Genomic DNA, 20,599 nt, shown 5'->3' on the forward strand with positions numbered 1-20,599 from the left:
AGACAGACCATGAGCGACGCAACGACCGCCCGCCTGCGCGACTACCTCGCCAAGGTACTGCCCGGCGGCGGGCTGGAGGAACTGGCCGATACCGGCGCGGCGGCCGAATCCATGCTGGAGGCCGCCTGGATCGACGCCACCGCCCCCGCGGCGGCCCCGCCGGCCCGGCCCGAGGCAATCCGCAGCGCCGCCGAGAAGCTGGCGCAGGGGGCCGAGCTCGACCGCGAGGAGCAGTTCGTCACCGAGGCCATCATCATCCCCGACAAGCGCCCGGCGGTGCTGGTGCAGGACGGCGACTACCGGGTCGCCCATGCGCTCTGGACGCATTACGATCAGGACCCCGGCATCCGGCAGCGGCTGCGGACCGCCATCGCCTCCATCGGCCGGGTCGAGTTGCCCGACCACCCCTCGCTGCCCTATGGCGGCACCGGATTCGTGGTCGGGCCGGACCTGCTGATGACCAACCGCCATGTCGCGGAGATCTTCGCCTCGGGGCTCGGGCTGCGCGACCTGCGTTTCCGGCCGGGGCTCTCGGCCGGGGTGGATTTCCTGCGCGAGCATGAGCGGGACGGCTCGATCGGGGTCAAGGTCCGCGAGGTGGCGATGATCCATCCACATTGGGACATGGCGCTGCTGCGGGTCGAGGGGCTCGGCAACGGCCAGCCGCCGCTGGAACTGGCGCTCGAGGAGCCGGAGGCGCTCGAGGGCGAGGAGATCGCGGTGATCGGCTATCCGGCGTTCGACCCGCGCAACGACGCGGGCGTTCAGGGCATGGTCTTCGGCGGCATCTACAACGTGAAGCGGTTGCAGCCGGGGGTGGTCGGCCCGCGCCGCCGGACGGCGAGCTTCGGGCGCAGCGTCGATGCGGCGACGCATGACAGCTCGACGCTGGGCGGCAACTCCGGCTCGGCGGTGATTTCGGCCCGGACCGGGCGGGTGGTCGCGCTGCATTTCGGGGGGCGCTACCTCGACGCCAATTTCGGCGTGCCCACGGGCGAGTTGGCGCTTGATGCGCGCGTGGTGGACGCGGGGGTGCGTTTTGCCGGCAAGCCGGCACCGCGCCCGGATGCCTTCGCCGATGCGTGGCGTGACGTGTCGGGGCAGGAGGCGGCGGTGGCGATCCGGCCGGAGGCGCGGGACGGGAGCGTCACCGTGACGGTGCCGGTGACGATCACGCTCAGTCTCGGGGGGCCGGTTCAGGGCGCCTGACCTCAACGCCGGCTGCCGCCCCCGCGGGCGGGCTGATCCAGACCTCGAGGATGCCGTTGCGGATGATCTCCATGCCCACGGCAGTCACCTCCGAGTGCCCGGCGGCGCGCAGGTCGGCGGCCAGCAGTCGGGCCGCGGCCGCGTCCGCCTCACTGCCCTCGTGATAGCGGACCTGGTTTAGCCCCTGCGCCGCGTCGATCTGCTCCTCGCGCGGCATGTCCCAGCCGAGCGCCTGCAGCTCCTTCCTGAGCACGACCGCCTGATCGTGGGTGTAGCCGGCGAATTGCAGGTAGACGGTCTGGTCCGGTCCATCCTCGAGGCCGAGCCCGTCGCGCAGGGCGGCGAGCAGCTGCTGCGCCTGCGGGCCGAGCACCGCATCGGCGGCGGCGAGCCGCCGCGCGCGGGCGGTCAGCGGCAGCCATGCCTCCCGCATCCAGTTCTCCGCGGGAACCTGCACCAGCACGAAGAGCAGGTTCACCCGCGTCTGGGGCGAGAGATAGGCAAGCCGCCCGCCTTCGCTTGCGGCCAGCAATGCCTCGACCACCTGCAGCTTGTCGTCCTCCTTCGCCTCGGGGTCCCGCAGCAGATCGGCGAGGTCCTGAACCGCGGCCCGGCGGGTGGCCTCGTCGGCGGCCTCGAGTTCGGGCACCCGCGCGGCGAGGCGGGCGCCATGGCTGCCGGCGGCGATCAGCGCCTCCGGGAAGCCGAGGCCCGTCAGCAACGCGATCTCCTCGACGCTGGTGCGATAGGCCTCCGGGTCCGGCGCGGAGGCCGGGGTGTTCGGCACGAGGAAGGCGTCCACCGTCGGCAATCCCTCCGGTCCGGCGGAGACGGCGATCTTCCAGTAGGCCTCGGGCAGGCCGCCACGCTCCCCGAAGACCGGGCCGGAGAGGATCGTCACGCGCGAGGCGGCGGGATTGTGGTGCAGGCGCACCCAGTCCTCGATCGCCGGCCACGACTGCTGGTTCACGGCCGCGAACTGCGGCACGAGGTTCGGATAGTGGCTGGTCATCTGCGCGACGAAGGCCGCCGCCTCGGCGGTGTCCGAAGGAAGCGCCGGCCCCCAGGAAATGTCGGCCCGGCCCACGAGGCGGCCGCGTTCGATCCCGCGCTCATCGAAGATGCCTGGGTCGGGCTGCTGAGCCGGGTCGAGGCGGGGGTCGGGCCGGAAAACGTCGCCGGCGCGGGGCAGGGCGCGGCTCTGCAGCCGGTCGAGATTGGCCGCCGACAGGATCGCCATCCGCCGGCCGGTGTCGAGGATGATGCTGTAGTAGAAATAGGGCAGCGGCTCGCCGCCGTTCCACGCCATGGCGGCCTGCGCCTCGGTCACTGCGGGCAGGGGCAGGTCCATGCCGAGGAAGCCGGGATCGTAGCCGGGGAAGGTCAGCGCCGGCTCGGCGGCAGGCGTTGCAAGGTCGGCGGTTTGAACGTGGGGTTCGCCTTCGTCGACGCCGATGGTGGCCTCCGGCTGCGCGCCCGATGCGCCCGCGGGCATGGCCTCCGTTGCCCTCGGCAGGGCGTAGGGAAGCAGCGGGTCCGGGGTGTCGGCGGGCGTGAGGCGGGTGATGAGGATGGACCGCAGTCTGGCATCGGGGATGCTCGTGGGGTCCAGCAGCCCCGAGTGCACCTGGCGGGCGAGCACGTCGAGGGCGGCGTCGAGTTCGACGTTGCGGCTGTTCTGCCCGCGCCATTGCTGGGTCGCCTGCCTTGCGCTCTCCTCGGCGCGCAACCGCTCGGTGTTGGCCCTGGTGGCCTGCATCCTCGCCTGCGCCTCCGCCGTCCGGGCGGCCAGGCGATCGGCTTCCGCCGCCAGCCGAGCCGCCGCCTCCCGTTCCGATGCCCCTTCCGCTGCCTGCCGCGCCACTTCCGCCTCTTGCCGGGCCAGGCTCGTCTGCCAGTTCATCCAGCCCAGCAAGGCGATGACCGCGACGAGGACGGCCAGCGCCACGTTCTTGATCCGCTGCCGTCGCCGCAGCGTCCGGCCCTGCGCCCCGCGGCTGGCGGCGATCAGGGCGGCGATGTCGGGGTCGCGGGCGAAGCGTTCGGCCTCATCGAGGGCCTCTCCGCCGAGCAGATAGCCTGCCGCGCCGCTGTCGCGCCATTGGCGCGCGAGGGCGCTGAGGCGGATGTATTGCCGCGCCTCCTCGGGGTTGCGGATCGCGCCCTCGGGCTCCGGTTTGGGCGCGGCGGCGGCATAGGGCGCCAGCTGCACCGGCCGCACCTCCACCCGCTCGCGGCGAGACGCGGCGATGAGGTCGGCCGACCAGTAGTCAAGGATGCGCTGCACCGCACGGCGGTCCTCGGGGTCGGCGAGAAGCGCGCCGGTGGCGCCCGCCCGGCCGAGGAACGCCGCGATCTCGCCGGCGGGGATGGTCTGCAGCGGCGCCGTGTCGCTGCCGGCCTGCCGCTCCAGCATCTGCTGGTGCAGGCGGCGCAGGACATCGAGGGACGCGAACGGCTCGCCGGCCGGGGGAGTGCTCATGCGCCAAGCTCCGACAGGATGCGGTTCAGCGGCTCGCCGATCTTCACCAGCTCGCTGCAATCCGCCTTGAGACGCGAATCCACGATGAGGAAATGATACTGCGCGTCGCCGCGGAACACCGCAAAGGCGTCGAGGAAGCGGGCGTCGGCGACCTCGGCCGCGAGGCGGTCGTCCACGTCGCGGACGTAACCCTGCAAGTCCTCGGCCCACTCGGCGCCGGCGTCGCGGGCGGCAAGCTCCAGCACCTTGGCCTTCAGCTCCAGCCAGTCGGCCGCGAATTCCTCGATCAGCCGCGGCGAGCCCAGTTCGACCAGCCGGTCGAGGTCGGCGATGACGTTGTCGGCGTCCTGCCAGTCCTTGTGCTCGACCACCCTTGCCCGGATCGCCGGGATGATGAGCCGCAGCGCCTGCAACGCGCCCTGCGTCGGGCCGCCGACCACGGGCACGATCACGTCCTGAAGCGCGCCGGCGAGCTTCTCCAGCGGCAGCTCGGTCGCCATCGCGAAGATCTGCGTGTTCAGCCGCGGCGGTGTGTTGCGCATGATCCGCGCGATGCGGTTCAGCGCGCGGCGGGCGGCATCGGGGTCGCGGGCCTGGATGGCGTCGTGGAACTCGTCCCCCGCCGCCTCCAGTTCGCCGATCCACAGAAGCTCGGTGCGGCGCACCACGGGCGTGTCGGGCAGCTTCAGCACTGCCTGGTTGGCGAACAGGCAGGCGTTGCGGAGCTGGTTGCGGAACACCCGCAACTCGGCCGCCTGCGCCGGGTCGCCCCCGAGGTTGCGGGCCGCCTCGCGCAGAGTGGCGAACTGCTTGGCCTGCAACTGGTGCAGGCATTCGTGCAGCGCCTTGTAGGCGTCGAGGCTGTCGATGGTCGAGGAAATCAGCAGCAGCTCCGTCTTCGAGCTGGTGAGCGCGCCCTTGACCGCCGGATCCTCCAGCTTGGCCCGCACCGCGTCGAGGCCCTGCACGAGCGAACTGACATTCGCCTCGGTGCTGCGCGGCACGTTCTGCGCCCCCGGGGCCGCCTCGGCTACGAGCGCCGCGAACTCGGCGTCATCGGGCCGCTGGGCCAGCATCTCGCCCAGCACCGCCAGTTCCATGCTCCGTGCGCTGATGCGGTCCACTAGCTCCGAGACGGTCGCGGGGTCGGGCTTGTCGCGCGGCACGAGGTCGTAGAGCCGCTCGCCCGAGGTCTTGAGCAGGATCAGGTTCAGCTCGGCCAGCGTGAAGATGCGCGCGATCTTGCGGCTGAGCGGCTCGATCAGAGCGGCGGCGATGGTCATGGCCCGAGCAGCCCGCTTTGCCCCCCGGCCTCGATCCGCGCGCGGACGAGGTGCAGCGGGACGCCCTGGTTGAACTTCGGCGCCTGCCATGCCGGGTCGCCATAGTGGTGCAGCACCACCGGGTCCCAGTCCATGCTGAAGCCGGGCGAGCCGGAGGAGCCGCTGTCGGTGTTGGTGCGGTAGCGCAGGCGGGTGCCGTTGGCGTTCGGCCCGATCACCGCCTGCGTGTCCATCGCCAGCTTCATCGGCGCGCCGTCCGGGTGCTGGACGATCAGCAGCGGGTCGTCGGGGGCCAGCGCGGGCGCGGCGGCGGGGAGGGGGATCCAGCGGCGGGCGACGCCCTCGATCTCGTGCTCGCCCGCGGCTTCCCCGAGGTGCAGCAGCGCGAAGTCTAGCTCGTCGGGCGTGGGAGGCGGTTCGGCCGGGTGGTCGGTCAGTTCGGCCGGGCTGAACGGGCTGTGGCAGGCGAGGGCCTTGTCGCCCAGCGGCAGCACCACGCCCGGCTGCCGCGCACCGTCCTCGCGCATGAGATAGTCGAAGCGGCAGCGCAGGTCGGCCACCCGCCCGGCGGTGGCGGCCTTCTCCACCACATGCCAGTTGGTCAGCACCGCCTGAGGCCCGACGAGGAAGCCGGTTCCGGCGGCGCGGGTGCCGATCTCGATCCGGCAGACGCGGTTGCGGATGCGGAGCAGCTTGTCCACCCACACCATCAGGTCGAGCTTCTGGAGATTCGGGCGGACATTGCGTTGCAGGCCCGGCGCGAAGCCGTTGGGCGGCGCGTCGGCCACCGCCGCCCCGGCGACCTGCAGCGACAGCGGCATCTCCGCTTGCGGCGGCGAGGCGGCGGCTTCCGGGCTGGCGCGGGCGACGAGGTCACGGAACTCGGGATCGTTCGGGCGCCGCGCCAGCATCTCGGAGAGCAGCTTCGCCTCGATGTTGCTGGCGCTCACCGCGTCGAGCAGCGCCGAGAACGTCGCCCGGTCGGGCAGGCCGCGGGGCACGACCTCGTAGAGCATGTCGCCCGTCACCTTGCGCAGCATCCAGTCGCCTTCCTGCAGCGTGAAGATGCGCGCGCTCTTCCGGCTGAGGGGTTCGATGAGCTCGACCGGGATCGCCATCAGGGGAACTCCACCAGGTCGATGCCCTCGGCCCGGCAGAGGTCGCCGAGGCTCGCGTGGCGCAACCCGCGCAGGCCCTCCTCGTCGAGGATCGCCGAGAGCGGATGCGCCCAGTTCGCCCGCGCCGCGCCCCAACTGCCGCCGTAGTGGATCCCGGTCACGGCCGGGCAACTGTCGAGCCCCATGACCAGCGAGCCCGAATTGCCGCCGAGGGTCGTGGCGTCGTGCAGCATCGTCCGGCCCGCGGGCGCAGGCATCACCGCGCCGGGCGCGAGGCGCTTGAAGCCCCAGAGGCGGCCAAAGAGGAGGCGCAGCACCCGATCGGTCTCGGTCACGTCGCCGAGGATGTCCTCGCGCGCGGGGGCGGCGGGATAGCCGGCGAGGAAGATTTCGGTGCCCGGGCGGGTGAGGGCGCCGCCGCCGCCGATGCAGAGCGGCGCGAGGTGGCGCTCGCTGCCGGAGGGCGCGGCGCGGAAGATCGCGAGGTCGAGGACGGCATGGTCGATCCCGCGCGCGGGCACCGGGCGGGCGCCGCAGAAGACCAGCTCGGTCAGCGGTCGAGGGTCGACGGAGTCGCGGCCGCCGAACTCATGGCCGAAGTCGATCCGCGGCCCCCGGGCGGGATCGATCCGCGGCCCGCCGGGGGCGCCGAAGTCCACGAAGATCTGCGCGACGTGGCGGTTGGTGGCGACGAGGTCGGGCGCGATCAGCCAGCCGGTGCCCGCGAACGGGGCGGCCGGATGGGTGATGTCGATGCGTCCGACGGCGCGGATGACGGCGCGCAGGGTATCCTCGAGCGCCACGTCGGTCAGCCGGCCGGTCCATTCGCCGGGCGGGCTCGACCCCGGCACGATGGCGTCGTCGCGGATCAGGAACACCGGGCGCGAGCCGTCCGTCTCGACGATGACCTCGAGCCCCGCCTCGAGCCGCGCGCGGGGCGCCGCCGTGCGGTCGCGCGACCCCTCGATCAGCTTCAGCCCCTCGCGCCCGTCGGCCAGCACCCGTTCGGCGAGCGCGGTCAGGTCGGCGTCACCGCCGAGTTCGTCGCGGATGAAGCGCAGCAGGAACTCGCGCGAGCGTGCCCAGCGTTCGGCCACTGCGGCCTCGGGGCTGCCGCCGCCGATGGATTCGAGCCGGCCGTGCCCGCTCGACATGCGCGGCAGGAACTTCCTCGTCAGGGCCTCGACTGCCACCGGATCGTGCCTGTGCATGGCCCGTCTCCCCCTGGGAGAACAGAATCTGAAGAAATCGGTAATTGCCCGAAACGGGCGCCTTCCAGTGAAATCCGCCGGCGCTTCCAGGCCGGTGCGGTCAGCAAGGATATTCTACTTCAGCGCGAGGCACTTGAACAGTCAGCGGGATAGCACATCGCGATTGACGCAATCCTGGCCGAGGCGCATCATCGCCACACGGATAACGGCAGTTTCGTCCCTCGTTTCAGCGCTCATCCCGGGCGGCTGTGGAGGCTATCTGGATGAACGATCCGCTGCATTCCTCCGCTATCGAGGCCCCGAACGCCGTCGATCTGGCCGAAATGCTGGGCTGGCGCGAGGCAGCCGAGGAATGGGGTGGCGACGAGGAGGCGACGCCGCTCGACATCCCGTGGCAGGACGCGATCTCGACCCGCGCCTATGACTTCATCGTCACCTGGGAGACGGGCGGCCGCGCCTATTACGAGCAGGTGATCCGCGCCCGCCCGGTCTGGCCCGCCTTCGCCTCCGGCATCACCATCGGCTGCGGCTACGACCTCGGCTACCACACGCGGGCCGAGTTCGAGGCCGACTGGGGCACCCGCCTCCCGCGCGCGGCGATCGAGCGGCTCTCGCGCGTCATCGGCTTTCGCACCGACGACCCGGGCCGCGCCGCCAAGGTCACGCGCGCGAAGGCCCTCGTGCGGTCGCTGTCGGACATCGTGGTGCCGTGGGACGTGGCGATCGCGCAGTTCGACGCCGCGAAGATGCCGAAGCTGGTGGGACAGCTCTACGGCGCGCTCGACAATCTCGACCGGCTGCATCCGCATGCCCGCGGGGCGCTGCTGAGCCTCGTGTTCAACCGCGGCGGGGGCGGCTTCACGTCCACGAAGGACCGCTTCCGCGAGATGCGCGATACCCGGCGGATGATGGCGGATGGCGATTTCGATGCCATCCCCGGCTGCTTGCGCGCCATGATCCGCATCTGGGGCGCGGAGTCGAGCCTCGCCAAGCGGCGCAGGCAGGAGGCGGATCTGTTCGAGGCCGGGCTGGCCGAGATGGCGCTGACCGAGGGGCTGGCGGCCCTCGGCGCCCTGGAGACCCTCGAAGCCCCCGCGTCGCCCGCAGCCGAAGACCACGAGGACGTGGCCGAGCAGACCGACGACCACCTCGAGGCCCTCGACGCGCCGGAGCTGGAATCCGTGACCGAGGCCCCCGGCCAGTCGCTTGCCGATGTCCGCTGGAACCCCAACGATGACGAGCAGCCCGACTACCGCCACCTGCCGAAGCTGCCGCAGGGGACCGAGTTCGACCTGACCGCCGAGGATCTCGAGGCGTTGATCCGGGCCAATGCCTTCCAGGTGCTGCCCGGCCGGGTGCTCTTCGCGCTGCGCGGCGCGCGGCTTTCGGGGGCCGAGAAGCGCGAGGACGTGGCCGCGATCACCCTCGTGGACCAGCGGCCCGACCACCACGACTTCCGCTGCGTGATCGGCGTCCTGGACCGTGGCAGCGGCCGCCTCTGGGCGTTCCGCGCCTCGACCGTGCCGGAGGCGAAGGCGCTCGTGAACGGCGTCGCCAAGGCGCGGAGCGGCCAGTTCGAGGGCAACGTGCTGCCGACGGGGTGCTACACCTACACGGTGGGCACCCACCGCGCCGGGACCTCGGGGGAGATCCGCGGCGTGCTGCGGCTCTCGAAGTCCCGCGACGGGGCGTCGCGCGTGATCGCGCTGAGGACGCTGGACGACGTGGTCTATGACCGGCGCGACTTCTGGCACGACTGCGCGCCCGCCGACAATATCCATCCCGGCCGGCGGCGGCAGGGGTTTTCGTCCCTCGGCTGCATGACGCTGCCGGGCGACTACGACCGCGGGCGGCGGCTGCATACCGGCCTCTGGGCCGACCTGCGCGAGGCCCTCGGCATGGGGCGGACCTTTGCCGCCTCGGACGATGGCCAGCAGTTCAGCGCCATGCTGCTGACCGGTCTCGATGCGGCGCTTGCCTCGCGGCAGCGGACCTCGGGCGAGGCCGCGTCGCTGCAACGGCTGCGCTTCGGCTCGCAGGGGGACGCCGTGGACCGGCTGCAGCGGCAACTTGGCCTCGCCCCGGACGCCAGCCAGCTTGTCGGGCCGGTCACACGCGCGGCGCTCATCCAGCATCAGCAACGCAAGCTCGGCTGGGCCGACGGCATCCTCTCGCCCGAGGCCGAGGCCGAGCTGGGACTGACAGTGTTCAACTGACGGGGACCATCATGCAGAAGATCGACCGCGCGACGCTTGAATCGATGCTGATGGACCCGGAGGTGCCCGACAGCGCCATCCGCCCCTTCCTGCGCCTCGACCCGCTCGACAGCCAGTCCTTCCGCCCGAGCGTCATCGCCAACCCGGCGCTCGTGGCGTTCGACGAGACCGAGTCGGCGATGGCCCTCGCCTCGCTGAACGGCGTCGCCCGCTGGCGGCGGCAGCGGCGCTATGCGGCCAAGATCCGCGGCTGGACGGGCCTGAAGGTCGTGGCCGAGGGCGACTCGTGGTTCCAGTATCCGTTCCTGATCGACGACGTGATCGACCACCTGTTCGACGCATGGGCGATCTACTGCGTCGGCGCCGCCGGCGACCTCTTGCAGGACATGGTCCGGCAGGACGAGGTGACGGCCGCGGTGCTGTCCGAGAAGCCCGACCTGCTGCTGCTCAGCGGCGGCGGCAACGACCTGCTGGGCGGCGGCCAGCTCGCGCGCTACCTCAAGCCGCCGCGCCCCGGCATGGCGCCCGAGGATCACATCTCGGACGAGTTCGACCAACTCCTCGCCCGCATCCTCGCGATCTACGCCGATCTGGTCGAAAGGGCGCTGACGGCGGGGGCGAAGCGCGTGGTCTGCCACGGCTACGACTACGCCATCCCGAACGGCGGCCCGTGGCTCGGCCGGCCGATGCTGAAGCTCGGCATCAGCGACCGCCGGCTGCAGCGCGACATCATCCGGGTGCTGATCGACAGGCTGCATGACGGGCTAGAGTCGATGGCCGGCAACTTCGGCGGCCGGGTCGCAGCCGCCGACTGCCGCGGCCGCACGCCCGACGACGCGTGGTATGACGAGCTGCACCCGACCAGCAGCGGCTTCGTCCCGGCGGCGCGGATGATCCGCGAAACGGCCGAGGGCGGCAGCCTCGAGGCGATTGCCATGGAAATGCCCGCGCCGCCCGAGTCGCGCCCGCTGCCGGTCGCCGACGAGGAGGCCGTCCTTGGTGTGATGGCGATGGACGAGGAGACGCTGCTCGCCGAGATGGGCCGTCGTCAGGCGCTTCTGGAACTGACCCCGGACATCGCGGAGAGCATGACCCTCGCCATGCCGCCCGAAGGGACGGAGTCGGTGCAGGGCGCCTTCCTCGACCTCGGCCGCCGCGTGGCCGAGCGGCTCAACCGCGAACTCTACCATCTCCTCTGCGGCGACGATGACACGGCGAAAGTCGAGCGCGAGAAGCTGAGGCAGACCCTGAAGCTCTCCGACGCCGCCCTGATCGGCGGCATCGCGACGACCCTCATGGCGATCGGCACGCCGCCCTTCCTCGCGCCGCTGGCCGCGACGGTGATCGTCCGCTCGGGGATCAAGCCGGCATGGGAGGAGACCTGCCGCTTCTGGGGCGAACGCTTCGGCCCCCTGGACCCCGCGCCACTGCCGGCAACGCCGCCCGGCGGAACGGCACAGCCCGGGGCCTGAGTTCAGGGCGCGACAAGTGCTGCTGACGAAAAGCGAACCCGCTCGAACGCGGAGATGAGAGCGATCACATCGATCTGCCACTCGCCGGGCAGCGAGATGTCGGAGGTCCGCAGCACAAAGGCGTCGCCTTCCGGCTGCATCCTGCGCTTGATCGCCTCAAGCCCGAGCGCCGGCGACGAAACTGCAAGCTCGACCTCCTGCGGAGCGATCGGACTGCCGGCGGCGTTTGCGAACCGCGCCGCAATGTCGTGGCCGCCGGCGGCTCGTGCCGTCATCTGAGCTTGGAGATGGTATCCCTGCGCTTCGGCCTCCCACTTCATGGCGACGCTGCTCTGCTGATGGCCGCCGTGAAGCGCGTGCGGGCTGGTGTCGTGCTGGGCGGCAAGCGCGCGCGGCGGCGGCAGATGGCCCAGCACGGCAACGCTCGCGACCACGAACAGCGCCGCGACGATTTCCAGCCCGATGCTGATCCGCAGGCGGCGCACCGCTGCAAACCCGCCCAGGCTCAGGCGGGGCGTGAGGCGGCTGCGGTTCCAGTTTGCGAGAACCAGCATCAGGACGACGCCCGCCATCTTCAAGGCGAGCACCGTTCCGTAAGGGGTAGCGAAGCCTGCAAGTCCTCTGACCTGAATGAGCGTGAGCACGCCTCCGGCGAGCAACAGCGGGGCGACGGCCGGAACCGCCATTCGGGAAAAGGCCCGCAGCATTGATGCCGCCTCGGGCGCGGGCAAGCGGGCCACACAACTGCGCAGGGGCAGGAGCGCGCCCGCCCACAGGCCGGCCAGCAAGGCGTGGACGCTGAGGACTGGGGCCGCGAGCCACTGCGGGTCGGCCGTTGCCGCATGTCCAGAGAAGCCAAGCGTTGCCGTCGCGCCAGCGGCAGCGAGCGCGGCCATCCCCGGTGCGCGGGTGAGCAGGATTGCGGCGGCGCCGAGCAGGAGGGCGCTCGCCAGGCCACCTTTTGCGATCGGGCTGCCGCTGCCGGCCGCGAGCAGATCGCCAATTGGCGCCGCCCCGAGGGGCATTCCGAGGAGCAAAGCCCCCTGCATCGGAACCAGGCTCAACGCGAGCAGCGCCGCGCCCAGGAGGAGCAGTCTGTTCCTGCGCACCATGCCTGTCGCCCTCTGGCGAAAGGCGGCGAGGAACGCGGCGCCCCCGGCTCCCAGAAGCAGAAGCGATAGGTAGATGCCCCGGTGAATGGCTGAAACCACGGTCCAGTCGGAACGCGGGGGGTCCGGGGCGGCGACGGCGGCCGGGGTGTCGCCGACGGCGAACCTGAACGCGCCTCCAATCGGGTGCGAGTCGGTCGAGACCACGCGCCAGGACAGCAGGTAATTTCCGTCCGGCAGCGGCGGGAGCGCGAGGACCACCGACGCATCCCGCGCAACCGGGTCCGCGACCACCGTGGCCCCAGCGGCGTCGAGCAGGCGGACCGCAACCGGCGACACCGGCTCGCTGAACCGCAGGAGCACCTCTGCGGGTGTTTCGTCCAGTACGGCGTCGGCCGCGGGCGTGGTGTCGAGGAGCATCGCGTGGGCGGTGGCAGCCTGCGCGGCTGCGAGCCACACCACAATGACAAGGAGGAGTCGGGACATCGCGCACCGGGGCGCGCTGAAAGCGCGCCCCGCTCCCGGGATCAGTTGGTCAGCATGACGGCGGGGGCGGGCTCGGACAATTCGTCCGCGTTCTGCCCCTCCGCGGGGATCTCGATCCAGCGATGCACCTTTTCCTCACATTCCTGCACGACGGGGAAGTAGAGCGTGGCGCCGGGCGTGTCGGGCAGGCGCGTCCGAAAGACGAACTCGTCATAGTACTCCTCCGGCAGCTTCCCTCCCAACCAGTGGATCTCGCTGATCCGCTCGGTAATCTCGCGGTCGCCATCGACGAGGGGCGGGTCGAGCGGCGCATGCACGATCTCGATCTCCCACCCATGCTTCGGCATCGGCTGGGCGGCCGTGATGCCGTCGGGGATCTGCACCCGAATCGTCGTCGTCGGCGATCCGCTGCAACCATGGCCGACCCGCAGGACCGCCTTGTAGCGTTCGCCGGGTGCGGCTTCGCTGTCCTCGAGAGTGATGTGCGCCGCGGCGGGCGCAACGAAAGCGGCCAGAGTGACGGCCGAAAGAAGGGCTCGGAAAATCATCTGCATACCTCTGCTGTCACGGGCCAGTCATCCGGCGCCTGCGAAGGACGATCATGGGAGTGGTGTTCTCAGCCGAGACGCGGAGGGGCGCGGGCCTGCTGCGGCAGTCGCGCAGGGGTCACTCCCGGCGGCGGCGGCGGCCGAACCTCGGCCTCCAGGGAGCGCCTGACGGGCAGGGGCAGTGCGGCCGCGGGCGGGAGCAGAAAGAGCTTGCTGAGGGTGCAGAGCGGGCAGTGCGGATGGACCTCGTGCTGCCGTGACTGCTGCGGTTCCGAAACGACTTGATGCCCGGCGACATGGGAGTGCTCAGAACTCATCGCCGCTTGGCTGCGATGATCCAGAGGCATGGGAGTGAGAGCCAGCAGCAGGAGCGCGCCGGCAGTCAGCACGCCAAAGACGTGGCGCCACGATGCCTCGCATGTTCTCCGGCCCCTCATCAGAAAAGACCGTAGCGCGGCTGGAGATCACGGTCGAGCCGGGGCCGTGGTGGCGCGGGCCGCCACGGCACTGCCCTACATGCCCTCGGCGCCCTCCGGCGCATCGCTGCCGTCTTCCGGGGTGACGTCGAGAACGGAGGCGTGCTTCGTGATCTCGACGGCGTCCTTGCAGTTCTCCATGCAAGGCTCCCCGGCGAATATCGGGTACTCGGTCTCTGCCCGGTCGTCCTCCACGAACCCGCCGGCATTGGGCAGTTCCACCTCGCCGAAGTTCGTGTGGGACAGGGTGAAGTCGTCCTCGACGAGATAGTTGGAATAGAGAATGTAGGCGGTGATCGCGTAGGTTTCGTCGGCGGTCAGCGACTGAGCGTTCCCGAACGGCATCGAGCGATGGACGTAGTCCCAGACGGTCGAGAGATAGGGCCAGTAGCTGCCGATCGTCTTCTCGGGATCGTCGTGATCGAGCGTGCCTTCGCCGCCGGCCAGGGCGGGCCAGTTGTCGAGGCCCTCGGCGAAATCTCCGTGGCAGGAGGCGCAGTAGTCGGTGAACAGCGCCTCGCCGGAAGCCACGTCGCCGGAGCCTTCGGGCAGGCCGAGGCCGTCGGGGCTGATGTCCTTGTCCCAGGCCGCGATCTCCTCGGGGAGTGCGGTCCGGCCGATGCCCAGCGGCGCGGAGGCCTTTGCTTCGGCCGAAGGAGCGGCCGGGACCGGGCTGCCGTCCGACTGTGCCGCGGCGGGCGAGGCCGCCAGAAGGACCAGCAGCGAAACGGCGTTACGAAACTTCGACATTTTCACCGCTGCCATCCTTCTTGATCCACCAGGTCTGGATTCCGTTGTTGTGATAGACCGAGTTTTCGCCGCGAATCTCGCGCAGCGCGTCCTTGGTAGGCTGGACGTAGCCGGTCTCATCCATCGCGCGGGACTGCAGCAGCATCTCCTCGCCATCCCATGCGTGGTCGAGATAGAAGCGCGTCATCGCCATCGGCGTGCCCGGCTGGGCGAGCCGCGCGGGGCGCCAGTTCTTGCCGCCGTCGAGCGACACGTCAACGCGGGTGATCGCGCCGCGGCCCGACCAGGCGAGGCCGGTGATGACCAGCGGGCCGGGGCCGTGCTTGATCGTCACCTGCGGGCTCGGCGCGGTGATGACCGACTTGGCGTCCATCACCCAGGTCCATTTGCGCGAGGTGCCGTCGGCCAGCGTGTCGGTGTATTTGGAGGTCTCCTCGCGGCTCTCGACCGGGCCGGCGGTGACCTCGATGCGGCGGAGCCACTTGATCCAGAGGTTGCCTTCCCAGCCTGGCACCACCAGGCGGGCAGGATAGCCGTGTTCCTTCCGCAGCGCCTCGCCATTGGCCTTGAACGCGACCATGACGTCGTCCAGCGCCTTCTCGATCGGGATCGAGCGCCCGTTGGACGACGCGTCGGCGCCCTCGACGAAGATCCACTTGCCCTCCGGCCTGACCCCGGCTTCGGCCAGCAGCGTCTTCAGCGGCACGCCGACATATTCCATGTTGTGGATCATGCCATGGGTGAACTGCGACCCGTTCAGTTGCGCGCCCGCCCACTCCATCCCGCTGTTCGCCGCGCATTCGCAGAAATAGACCGCCTGCGTCCTCGGAAAGCGCTCGAGATCCTCGTAGGTGAAGATCAGTTCGCGATCCACGAGTCCGTGGAGCATCAGCCGATAGTCGGGCTTTGCGATCTCGATCGCGCCCGAATGGTGACGCTCGAAGGCGCAGCCGGCGGGCGTGATCGTGCCGTCGAGCTGGTGGATCGGCGTGAAGTTGATCGAGCTGATGGTGTCGGCGGTCAGCCAGGGCACGTTGCGCCGGATGACGTCGCTTTCGAAGTGGATGGGCAGGCCATAGGGGGTCTCGTCGACGCCGTCGCCCAGAAAGCGCGCCCAGTCCTGCACCTCGGTGATCAGCGGATCGGGTGCCGGCTGAGCGCGCGCCATGGCGGCGGCGGCGGGCAGCGCGACCCCGGCGGCGAGCCCCGCCTGCATGAAGGCGCGGCGGCTGGGGCGCCGTGGTTGTCCGGTCATGTGCTCGACCTCCTTCAAAGTCCCTTGATGGTGATGGGAGACGCTTCCGCGCGCGCCGTGACGGTGCCGGCGTTGCGAATGTGGTTCTCGACCACGTCCCAGATCTGCGGTCCCTCGGTGCCCTCGTTGACCAAGGCCCAGCCGCCGACGACATAGGTGCGCGAGGGGTCGATCGGGCTGCCGTCGCCGATCAGCCGCAACTCGCTGATCCGGCTGCCCATCGCCGCGGTCGGTTCGATCGTGTAGGCGAGGCCGCCGACGCGGACCATGTCGCCCCCCTGCTGGTAATAGGGATCGGCGTTGAAGATGTTGTCGGCCACGTCCTCCATGACCGTCTTCAGCGTCTCGCCGGTCATCTCAGTGCGGTAGCACTGGCCATAGGTCATCGAAGTGACCGAGTGGATGTCCTCGCGGGTGATCGGCCCCGGCAGGACCGAGGCGCCCCAGCGGACGCCGGGCGAGAGCGCGATCTCGGCATCGCGCTCGGACAGGATCGCATCGCAGATCAGGTCGTCCCAGGAGCCGTTGAAGTTGCCGCGGCGGTAGAGGAGCTCCTCGGTCTCGCCGATCACCTCCTCCAGCTCGGCGGCGAAGGGCGCGCGCACCTCGTCGATCAGCGAGGCCATGTCGGCGTCCGGCTGGATCACGTCGGAAAAGACCGGGATCAGCTTGTGGCGGAAGCCCATCATCCGGCCGTCGTGCACGTCCAGGTCGACCCGGCTGACGAACTTTCCGTGCGAGCCGGAGGCGACGATGATCGTCTCGCCCACAAGGACCGGCTCGGGGATCGCGTCATGGGTGTGGCCCGACAGGATCACGTCGATGCCCCGGACCCGCCCGGCCATCTTGTGATCGACGTCGAAGCCGTTATGCGACAGGCAGACCACCAGATCGACACTCTGGCCGCGCAGGTCGTCCACGACCGCCTGCATGCGCTCCTCGCGGATGCCGAAGCTGTATTCGGGGAACATCCAGTGGGGTTGGCGATGGGCAGGTAGGGGAAGGCCTGTCCGATGACCCCGATGGAGAGGCCGCCCTTGTCGAAAATCCGGTAGGGCTCGAAAGCGGGCTCGTCCCATTCGACGTCGAAGATGTTGGCCCCGAGGAACGGGAACTGGCACATCTCGATCAGCTCCTGCACCCGCTCGGTGCCGAAGGTGAACTCCCAATGGCTGGTCATCGCATCGACGCCCAGCAGGTTCTGGACCCGCACCATGTCCTCGCCACGGGTTTGGAGGCTGGTATAGCTGCCATGCCAGGTGTCGCCGCCGTCGAGCAGCAGGGCATCGGGCCGCGCCGCCCGGATCGAGCGGACGACCGTCGCAATCCGGTCGAAGCCGCCCATCCGGCCATAGGTCCGGGCAAGGGCCTCGAAGTCCGGATAGGTCAGCGCGTAGGCCTCGGGGCTGCCGGGGGCGATGCCGAACATCTTCTGGAAGGCTTCGCCGACGACATGGGGAACCCGCCCTGCGGCCTCGCCGACGCCGATATTGGTGTCCGGCTCGCGGAAGAAGACAGGCTTCAGATGCGCATGCGCGTCGGTGATGTGGATCAGGGTCAGGTTGCCGAAGTCGTCGAACTGCAACAGCTGGTCCTGGGTCAGCGCTTGTTGCGCCATCGCCCTGGACCAGCCGGTCATCCCGAGGCCGGTCATGATCGCCGAGGTCGCAAGACTCGCCTGTAGGAATTCCCTGCGCGACACCATGTAAACACCTGTCAATATTCAGGTATTGCCATCTTATAGGCGGAAGCCGCCGCGTTCTCGCGGCGGCTCGGGGTCAGTGGCGGACGGCGGGGGTCTCGACCGGCAGGCCCTCGCCGCGCGACGCGAGGTAGAGCTCGAGGTCGCGGAACTCCTGGCTGCCTTGCTCGAAGGGCACAGCGCGGGTGTCGCGGACGCAGCCGTAGAAGCGCTCATGGATCGAGACCGACCCGGCCCCGTTGAGGCGGTAGAGCGGGAAGCCGTTGATCTGCCCCTGGCTCAGGTGGTCGGAACGGATGTTGTTGCCGAAATTGTCCTCGTGGCAATTCGCGCCTCGCCGGGCAGTTCTCCCTGGTGCCCACTCTACGGGCTGCGAACTCAAAGACAAGCATAATATTACGATCTTCGAATGCGTCTCGCGCGAAGCTCCAGCTTACAGCGGCACGGGGCAGGAGCGGTGATCGCTGGAATCGTCCCGAAAGTCCGCCTCGCGCCGCGGCCGGCCCCGGCGCGGGATCGCCGCATTCCCGGCGGGGCCGCGGCTACTCGATGGCGGTATCGACGATGCGCGTGAGCATCTCGTTCACGGGCGCCATCGCCTCGCCGGGATGGACGCGGTGGCCGACGACGATCGTTCCGGGCGCCTCGGCCGCCTCGTAGACGAAGATGCCGTAGGGGCAGAACTGGAGGGCGGAGAGATCGACCTCCATCGCCGCGCGCGAGACCGCGGCCGAGCAGAAGCTGAAGACGCTGGCATGGGTGAACAGGTCTTTTTCGCCACCCACGTCAGCCTTGGTCCGCGCCAGCATGTCACCCACATGGCTGGTGAAGTCGATCACGAGGCCCTCGTTGGTGATGGCCTGCTCGACGGCGAAGGCGACATCGTCAAAGCTGCCCTCGACGGTATGGGCGTAGGCCGCTTCCGGGGCGTCGGCGTTCTGGGCCAGCGCGGGTCCCTGCGCGAGCGCGCAGGTCGCAAGCGTGGTGAGGGCGGCGCGGAAGGTCATCCTGTTCATCATACGCTCCATGTTTGTGCGTGATGGTCAATCGGTGGCGGAAACCGGCGCGGCGGTTTCGGCGGCCGCAGGGTCCGCGGACCAGCCCGCCCGGCCCAGCATCCCGTCGAGAAGCACCCAGAAGAACTCGTCCCCCGCGTAACCCTCAAGCCGGGCCACCTCGGTCCCGTCGCGGGTGAGGACGAAGGTCGGGGTGAAGGCCGGGCGCCGTCCGGTGAGGGTCACGTCGGCAGGCAGCGGCGCGGTGATGTCGAGCCGCCGCAGCGGCGCAGCCTCGCCCTGGGCCGTCTTGGGATAGATCGGCGCGATCTCCTCGTTCCACTGCTTGCAGTAGATGCAGCCCTCGCGCTCGAACATCAGCAGTTGCAGCGGATCGGCGGCCGCGATGCCTGCCGACAGCACGAGCATGGACAGGATTGCCGGAAGGCGGGTGAAAAGGGACATGCGGGGCATATTCGTATATTAGGTTCTTGCCAATCGTGCGCGGAAGAAGCCAGACTTGCAAGCGTCATGGACGGGGCGGGGACCGGAATGCCGGCGGGGGCCGCGGGCCGGGATGGGGTGAGACGTGCCGGAGATCTCATACGGTGGTGCGATCCTCGCGGGGCTTCTGTCCTTCCTGTCGCCCTGCATCCTGCCCATGGTGCCATTCTACCTGTGCTACCTGGCCGGCTTGTCGATGGCCGAGCTACGCGGCAGCGGCGAGATCGAGGCGGGTGCGCAGCGCCGGCTGGTCATCGGTTCGGTGGCCTTCGCCCTCGGCGTGACGACGATCTTCGTGCTGCTCGGCCTCGGCGCGACGGCGCTCGGGGTCGCCTTCTCTCAATGGCGCACCGAACTGTCCTGGGTGGCGGCGGCGATCCTTGCCGCCTTCGGCTTCCATTTCCTCGGCGTCATCCGCATCCCGTTCCTCTACCGCGAGGCCCGGATCGAGGCCTCGGGCAACCCGGCTTCGGTCGCGGGCGCCTATCTGATGGGCCTCGCCTTCGGCTTCGGCTGGTCGCCCTGCGCGGGGCCGGCGCTCGCCGCGATCCTGTTCGTCGCCTCCGGTCAGGACGAGCTCTGGCAGGGGGCGAGCCTGCTGCTGGTCTACGGTCTCGGCATGACCTTTCCCTTCGTGCTGGCCGCCTTCTTCGCCCGGCCCTTCCTCGCCTGGGTCTCGCGTCACCGGCGGATCTTCGCATCGGTCGAGAAGGTGATGGGCGCGATGCTGATCCTGTTCGCGGTGCTGATCGCGACCGACAGCGTCTACCGCATTGCGAGTTTCATGGTCGAGAACATGGACTGGAGCGCGACGACGCTATGAGAAACCCGCGCCTCAAGAAAGGATTGTCCGCATGATCGTCACCCGCCGCTTCGTCCTCGGCCGCAGCGCCGCGCTGCTCGCCGCCGCGGCCCTGCCGCTCATTCCCCGGCGGGCACGGTCGGTCACGACCATGACCCAGGGCGAGCTGCAGATCGACAGCATATCCGACGGCCATCTCGAGTTTCCGCCGGATTTCGCCTTCGCCGCCATCCCCGAGGCCGAGCGCGCCGACCTGCTCGCCCGGTTCGGGATCGACCCGCAGGCAACGGTGCTCAGCCCGCTGAACGTCACGCTGCTGCGGCAGGGCGACCGGGTGGTGCTGTTCGACGCCGGCTCCGGCCCCGACTTCATGCCCACCGCCGGCCGGCTGCCCGATGCCCTCGCGGCAGTCGGCGTCGCGCCGGAAGAGGTGACGGATGTGCTCTTCACCCATGGCCACCCTGACCATCTCTGGGGACTTCTGGACGACTTCGACGAGCCGCTCTTTCCCGAGGCGGCGCTGAAGATGGGCGCGGTCGAGTTCGACTACTGGACCGATCCGCGGACCCTCGACACCATCGGCGAGGAGCGTCAGTCCTTCGCCGTGGGCGCCATGCGACGGCTGAGCGCGGTCGCCGACGGGATCGAGCGGTTCGAGGACGGCGCCGAGGTGATGCCCGGCATCACGGCGGTGATGACGCCGGGCCACACGCCCGGACACATGTCCTTCGCGGTCGGGACCCCCGAGCAGGGCGTCTTCGTCATCGGCGATTTCGTCACCACCCAGGTCGGCTTCGCCCGTCCCGACCTCGGGACCAGCACCGATCACGACCCGCAACTGGCCAGCGAGACGCGCGCCGCGATGCTGGCGCGGCTCGCCGACGAGGGCTGGCCGGTCATCGGCTACCATCTGCCGGATGGCGGCATCGGCCGCGTCATCCGCGACGGCGACGCGTTTCAATTCGAAGGGGAGCAATGAGG

The 20,599-nt window shown here is 70.0% G+C and carries 15 protein-coding genes and 3 pseudogenes; 5 read left to right on the forward strand and 13 right to left on the reverse strand.

Features of this window, described 5'->3' with window-relative positions; genetic code table 11:
- Positions 1–9: 9 nt before the first annotated feature.
- Entirely contained in the window at positions 10–1,209 is a 1,200-nt protein-coding gene (locus GI374_RS12165) for a serine protease (protein WP_154337347.1), read from the forward strand.
- Here the strand turns inward: GI374_RS12165 and GI374_RS12170 are convergent.
- Genes GI374_RS12170 through GI374_RS12185 form a run of 4 tightly spaced genes read right to left on the reverse strand, consistent with a single transcriptional unit; the run spans position 1,178 to position 7,303 of the window.
- Positions 1,178–3,691, reverse strand: coding sequence for a DNA/RNA non-specific endonuclease (locus GI374_RS12170; protein WP_154337348.1), 2,514 nt, complete (start codon positions 3,689–3,691; stop codon positions 1,178–1,180). The two genes, GI374_RS12165 and GI374_RS12170, sit on opposite strands and share 32 nt — an antisense overlap.
- Positions 3,688–4,974: a hypothetical protein gene (locus GI374_RS12175; RefSeq protein ID WP_154337349.1), complete on the reverse strand. Its 1,287-nt coding sequence runs from the start codon at positions 4,972–4,974 to the stop codon at positions 3,688–3,690. The genes GI374_RS12170 and GI374_RS12175 overlap by 4 nt, the downstream gene beginning before the upstream one ends.
- Positions 4,971–6,092 (reverse strand): serine protease, encoded by a 1,122-nt coding sequence (locus GI374_RS12180; RefSeq protein WP_154337350.1) that lies wholly within the window; start codon positions 6,090–6,092, stop codon positions 4,971–4,973. Before GI374_RS12180 ends, GI374_RS12175 begins: the two co-directional genes overlap by 4 nt.
- Entirely contained in the window at positions 6,092–7,303 is a 1,212-nt protein-coding gene (locus GI374_RS12185; protein ID WP_154337351.1) for a serine protease, read from the reverse strand. Before GI374_RS12185 ends, GI374_RS12180 begins: the two co-directional genes overlap by 1 nt.
- 263 nt (positions 7,304–7,566) lie before the next feature.
- Between GI374_RS12185 and GI374_RS12190 the strand changes: the two genes are divergently transcribed.
- Positions 7,567–9,519: a hypothetical protein gene (locus tag GI374_RS12190; protein ID WP_154337352.1), complete on the forward strand. Its 1,953-nt coding sequence runs from the start codon at positions 7,567–7,569 to the stop codon at positions 9,517–9,519.
- 11 nt (positions 9,520–9,530) lie between these two features.
- Positions 9,531–10,991 (forward strand): hypothetical protein, encoded by a 1,461-nt coding sequence (locus GI374_RS12195; protein WP_154337353.1) that lies wholly within the window; start codon positions 9,531–9,533, stop codon positions 10,989–10,991.
- A 2-nt stretch (positions 10,992–10,993) separates the two neighbouring features.
- On the opposite strand, the gene GI374_RS12200 is transcribed toward GI374_RS12195, so the two are convergent.
- From GI374_RS12200 to GI374_RS12240, 9 genes and pseudogenes are all read right to left on the reverse strand, one after another.
- Positions 10,994–12,586: a copper resistance protein CopC gene (locus GI374_RS12200; RefSeq protein ID WP_154337354.1), complete on the reverse strand. Its 1,593-nt coding sequence runs from the start codon at positions 12,584–12,586 to the stop codon at positions 10,994–10,996.
- 41 nt (positions 12,587–12,627) lie between these two features.
- Positions 12,628–13,134 (reverse strand): YcnI family protein, encoded by a 507-nt coding sequence (locus GI374_RS12205; protein ID WP_154337355.1) that lies wholly within the window; start codon positions 13,132–13,134, stop codon positions 12,628–12,630.
- A 68-nt stretch (positions 13,135–13,202) separates the two neighbouring features.
- A complete protein-coding gene (locus GI374_RS19835; protein WP_154337356.1) occupies positions 13,203–13,571 on the reverse strand; it encodes a DUF2946 family protein in 369 nt (122 codons plus the stop codon).
- An 87-nt stretch (positions 13,572–13,658) separates the two neighbouring features.
- Positions 13,659–14,360 (reverse strand): annotated as a pseudogene (locus GI374_RS12215) (c-type cytochrome); the annotation flags it as partial.
- Positions 14,344–15,615, reverse strand: coding sequence for a sulfite dehydrogenase (gene soxC, locus GI374_RS12220; RefSeq protein ID WP_154337357.1), 1,272 nt, complete (start codon positions 15,613–15,615; stop codon positions 14,344–14,346). The pseudogene GI374_RS12215 and the gene soxC, both read right to left, overlap by 17 nt.
- Positions 15,616–15,629: 14 nt before the next feature.
- Positions 15,630–17,320 (reverse strand): annotated as a pseudogene (gene soxB, locus GI374_RS12225) (thiosulfohydrolase SoxB).
- Between the two features lie 73 nt (positions 17,321–17,393).
- Positions 17,394–17,648: pseudogene (locus GI374_RS12230) on the reverse strand (sulfur oxidation c-type cytochrome SoxA); the annotation flags it as partial.
- A gap of 211 nt (positions 17,649–17,859) precedes the next feature.
- Entirely contained in the window at positions 17,860–18,333 is a 474-nt protein-coding gene (locus tag GI374_RS12235; protein WP_229583163.1) for a DUF302 domain-containing protein, read from the reverse strand.
- Between the two features lie 27 nt (positions 18,334–18,360).
- Complete coding sequence (locus GI374_RS12240) at positions 18,361–18,777, reverse strand: hypothetical protein (protein WP_195759911.1); 417 nt, start codon at positions 18,775–18,777, stop codon at positions 18,361–18,363.
- Positions 18,778–18,901: 124 nt separating this feature from the next.
- Between GI374_RS12240 and GI374_RS12245 the strand changes: the two genes are divergently transcribed.
- Entirely contained in the window at positions 18,902–19,639 is a 738-nt protein-coding gene (locus GI374_RS12245; RefSeq protein WP_370515320.1) for a cytochrome c biogenesis CcdA family protein, read from the forward strand.
- Between the two features lie 31 nt (positions 19,640–19,670).
- Complete coding sequence (locus tag GI374_RS12250; RefSeq protein WP_154337359.1) at positions 19,671–20,597, forward strand: MBL fold metallo-hydrolase; 927 nt, start codon at positions 19,671–19,673, stop codon at positions 20,595–20,597.
- The last annotated feature ends 2 nt before the right edge of the window (positions 20,598–20,599 follow it).

The organism is Paracoccus sp. S-4012, assembly GCF_009674885.1.
Taxonomy (GTDB): domain Bacteria; phylum Pseudomonadota; class Alphaproteobacteria; order Rhodobacterales; family Rhodobacteraceae; genus Paracoccus.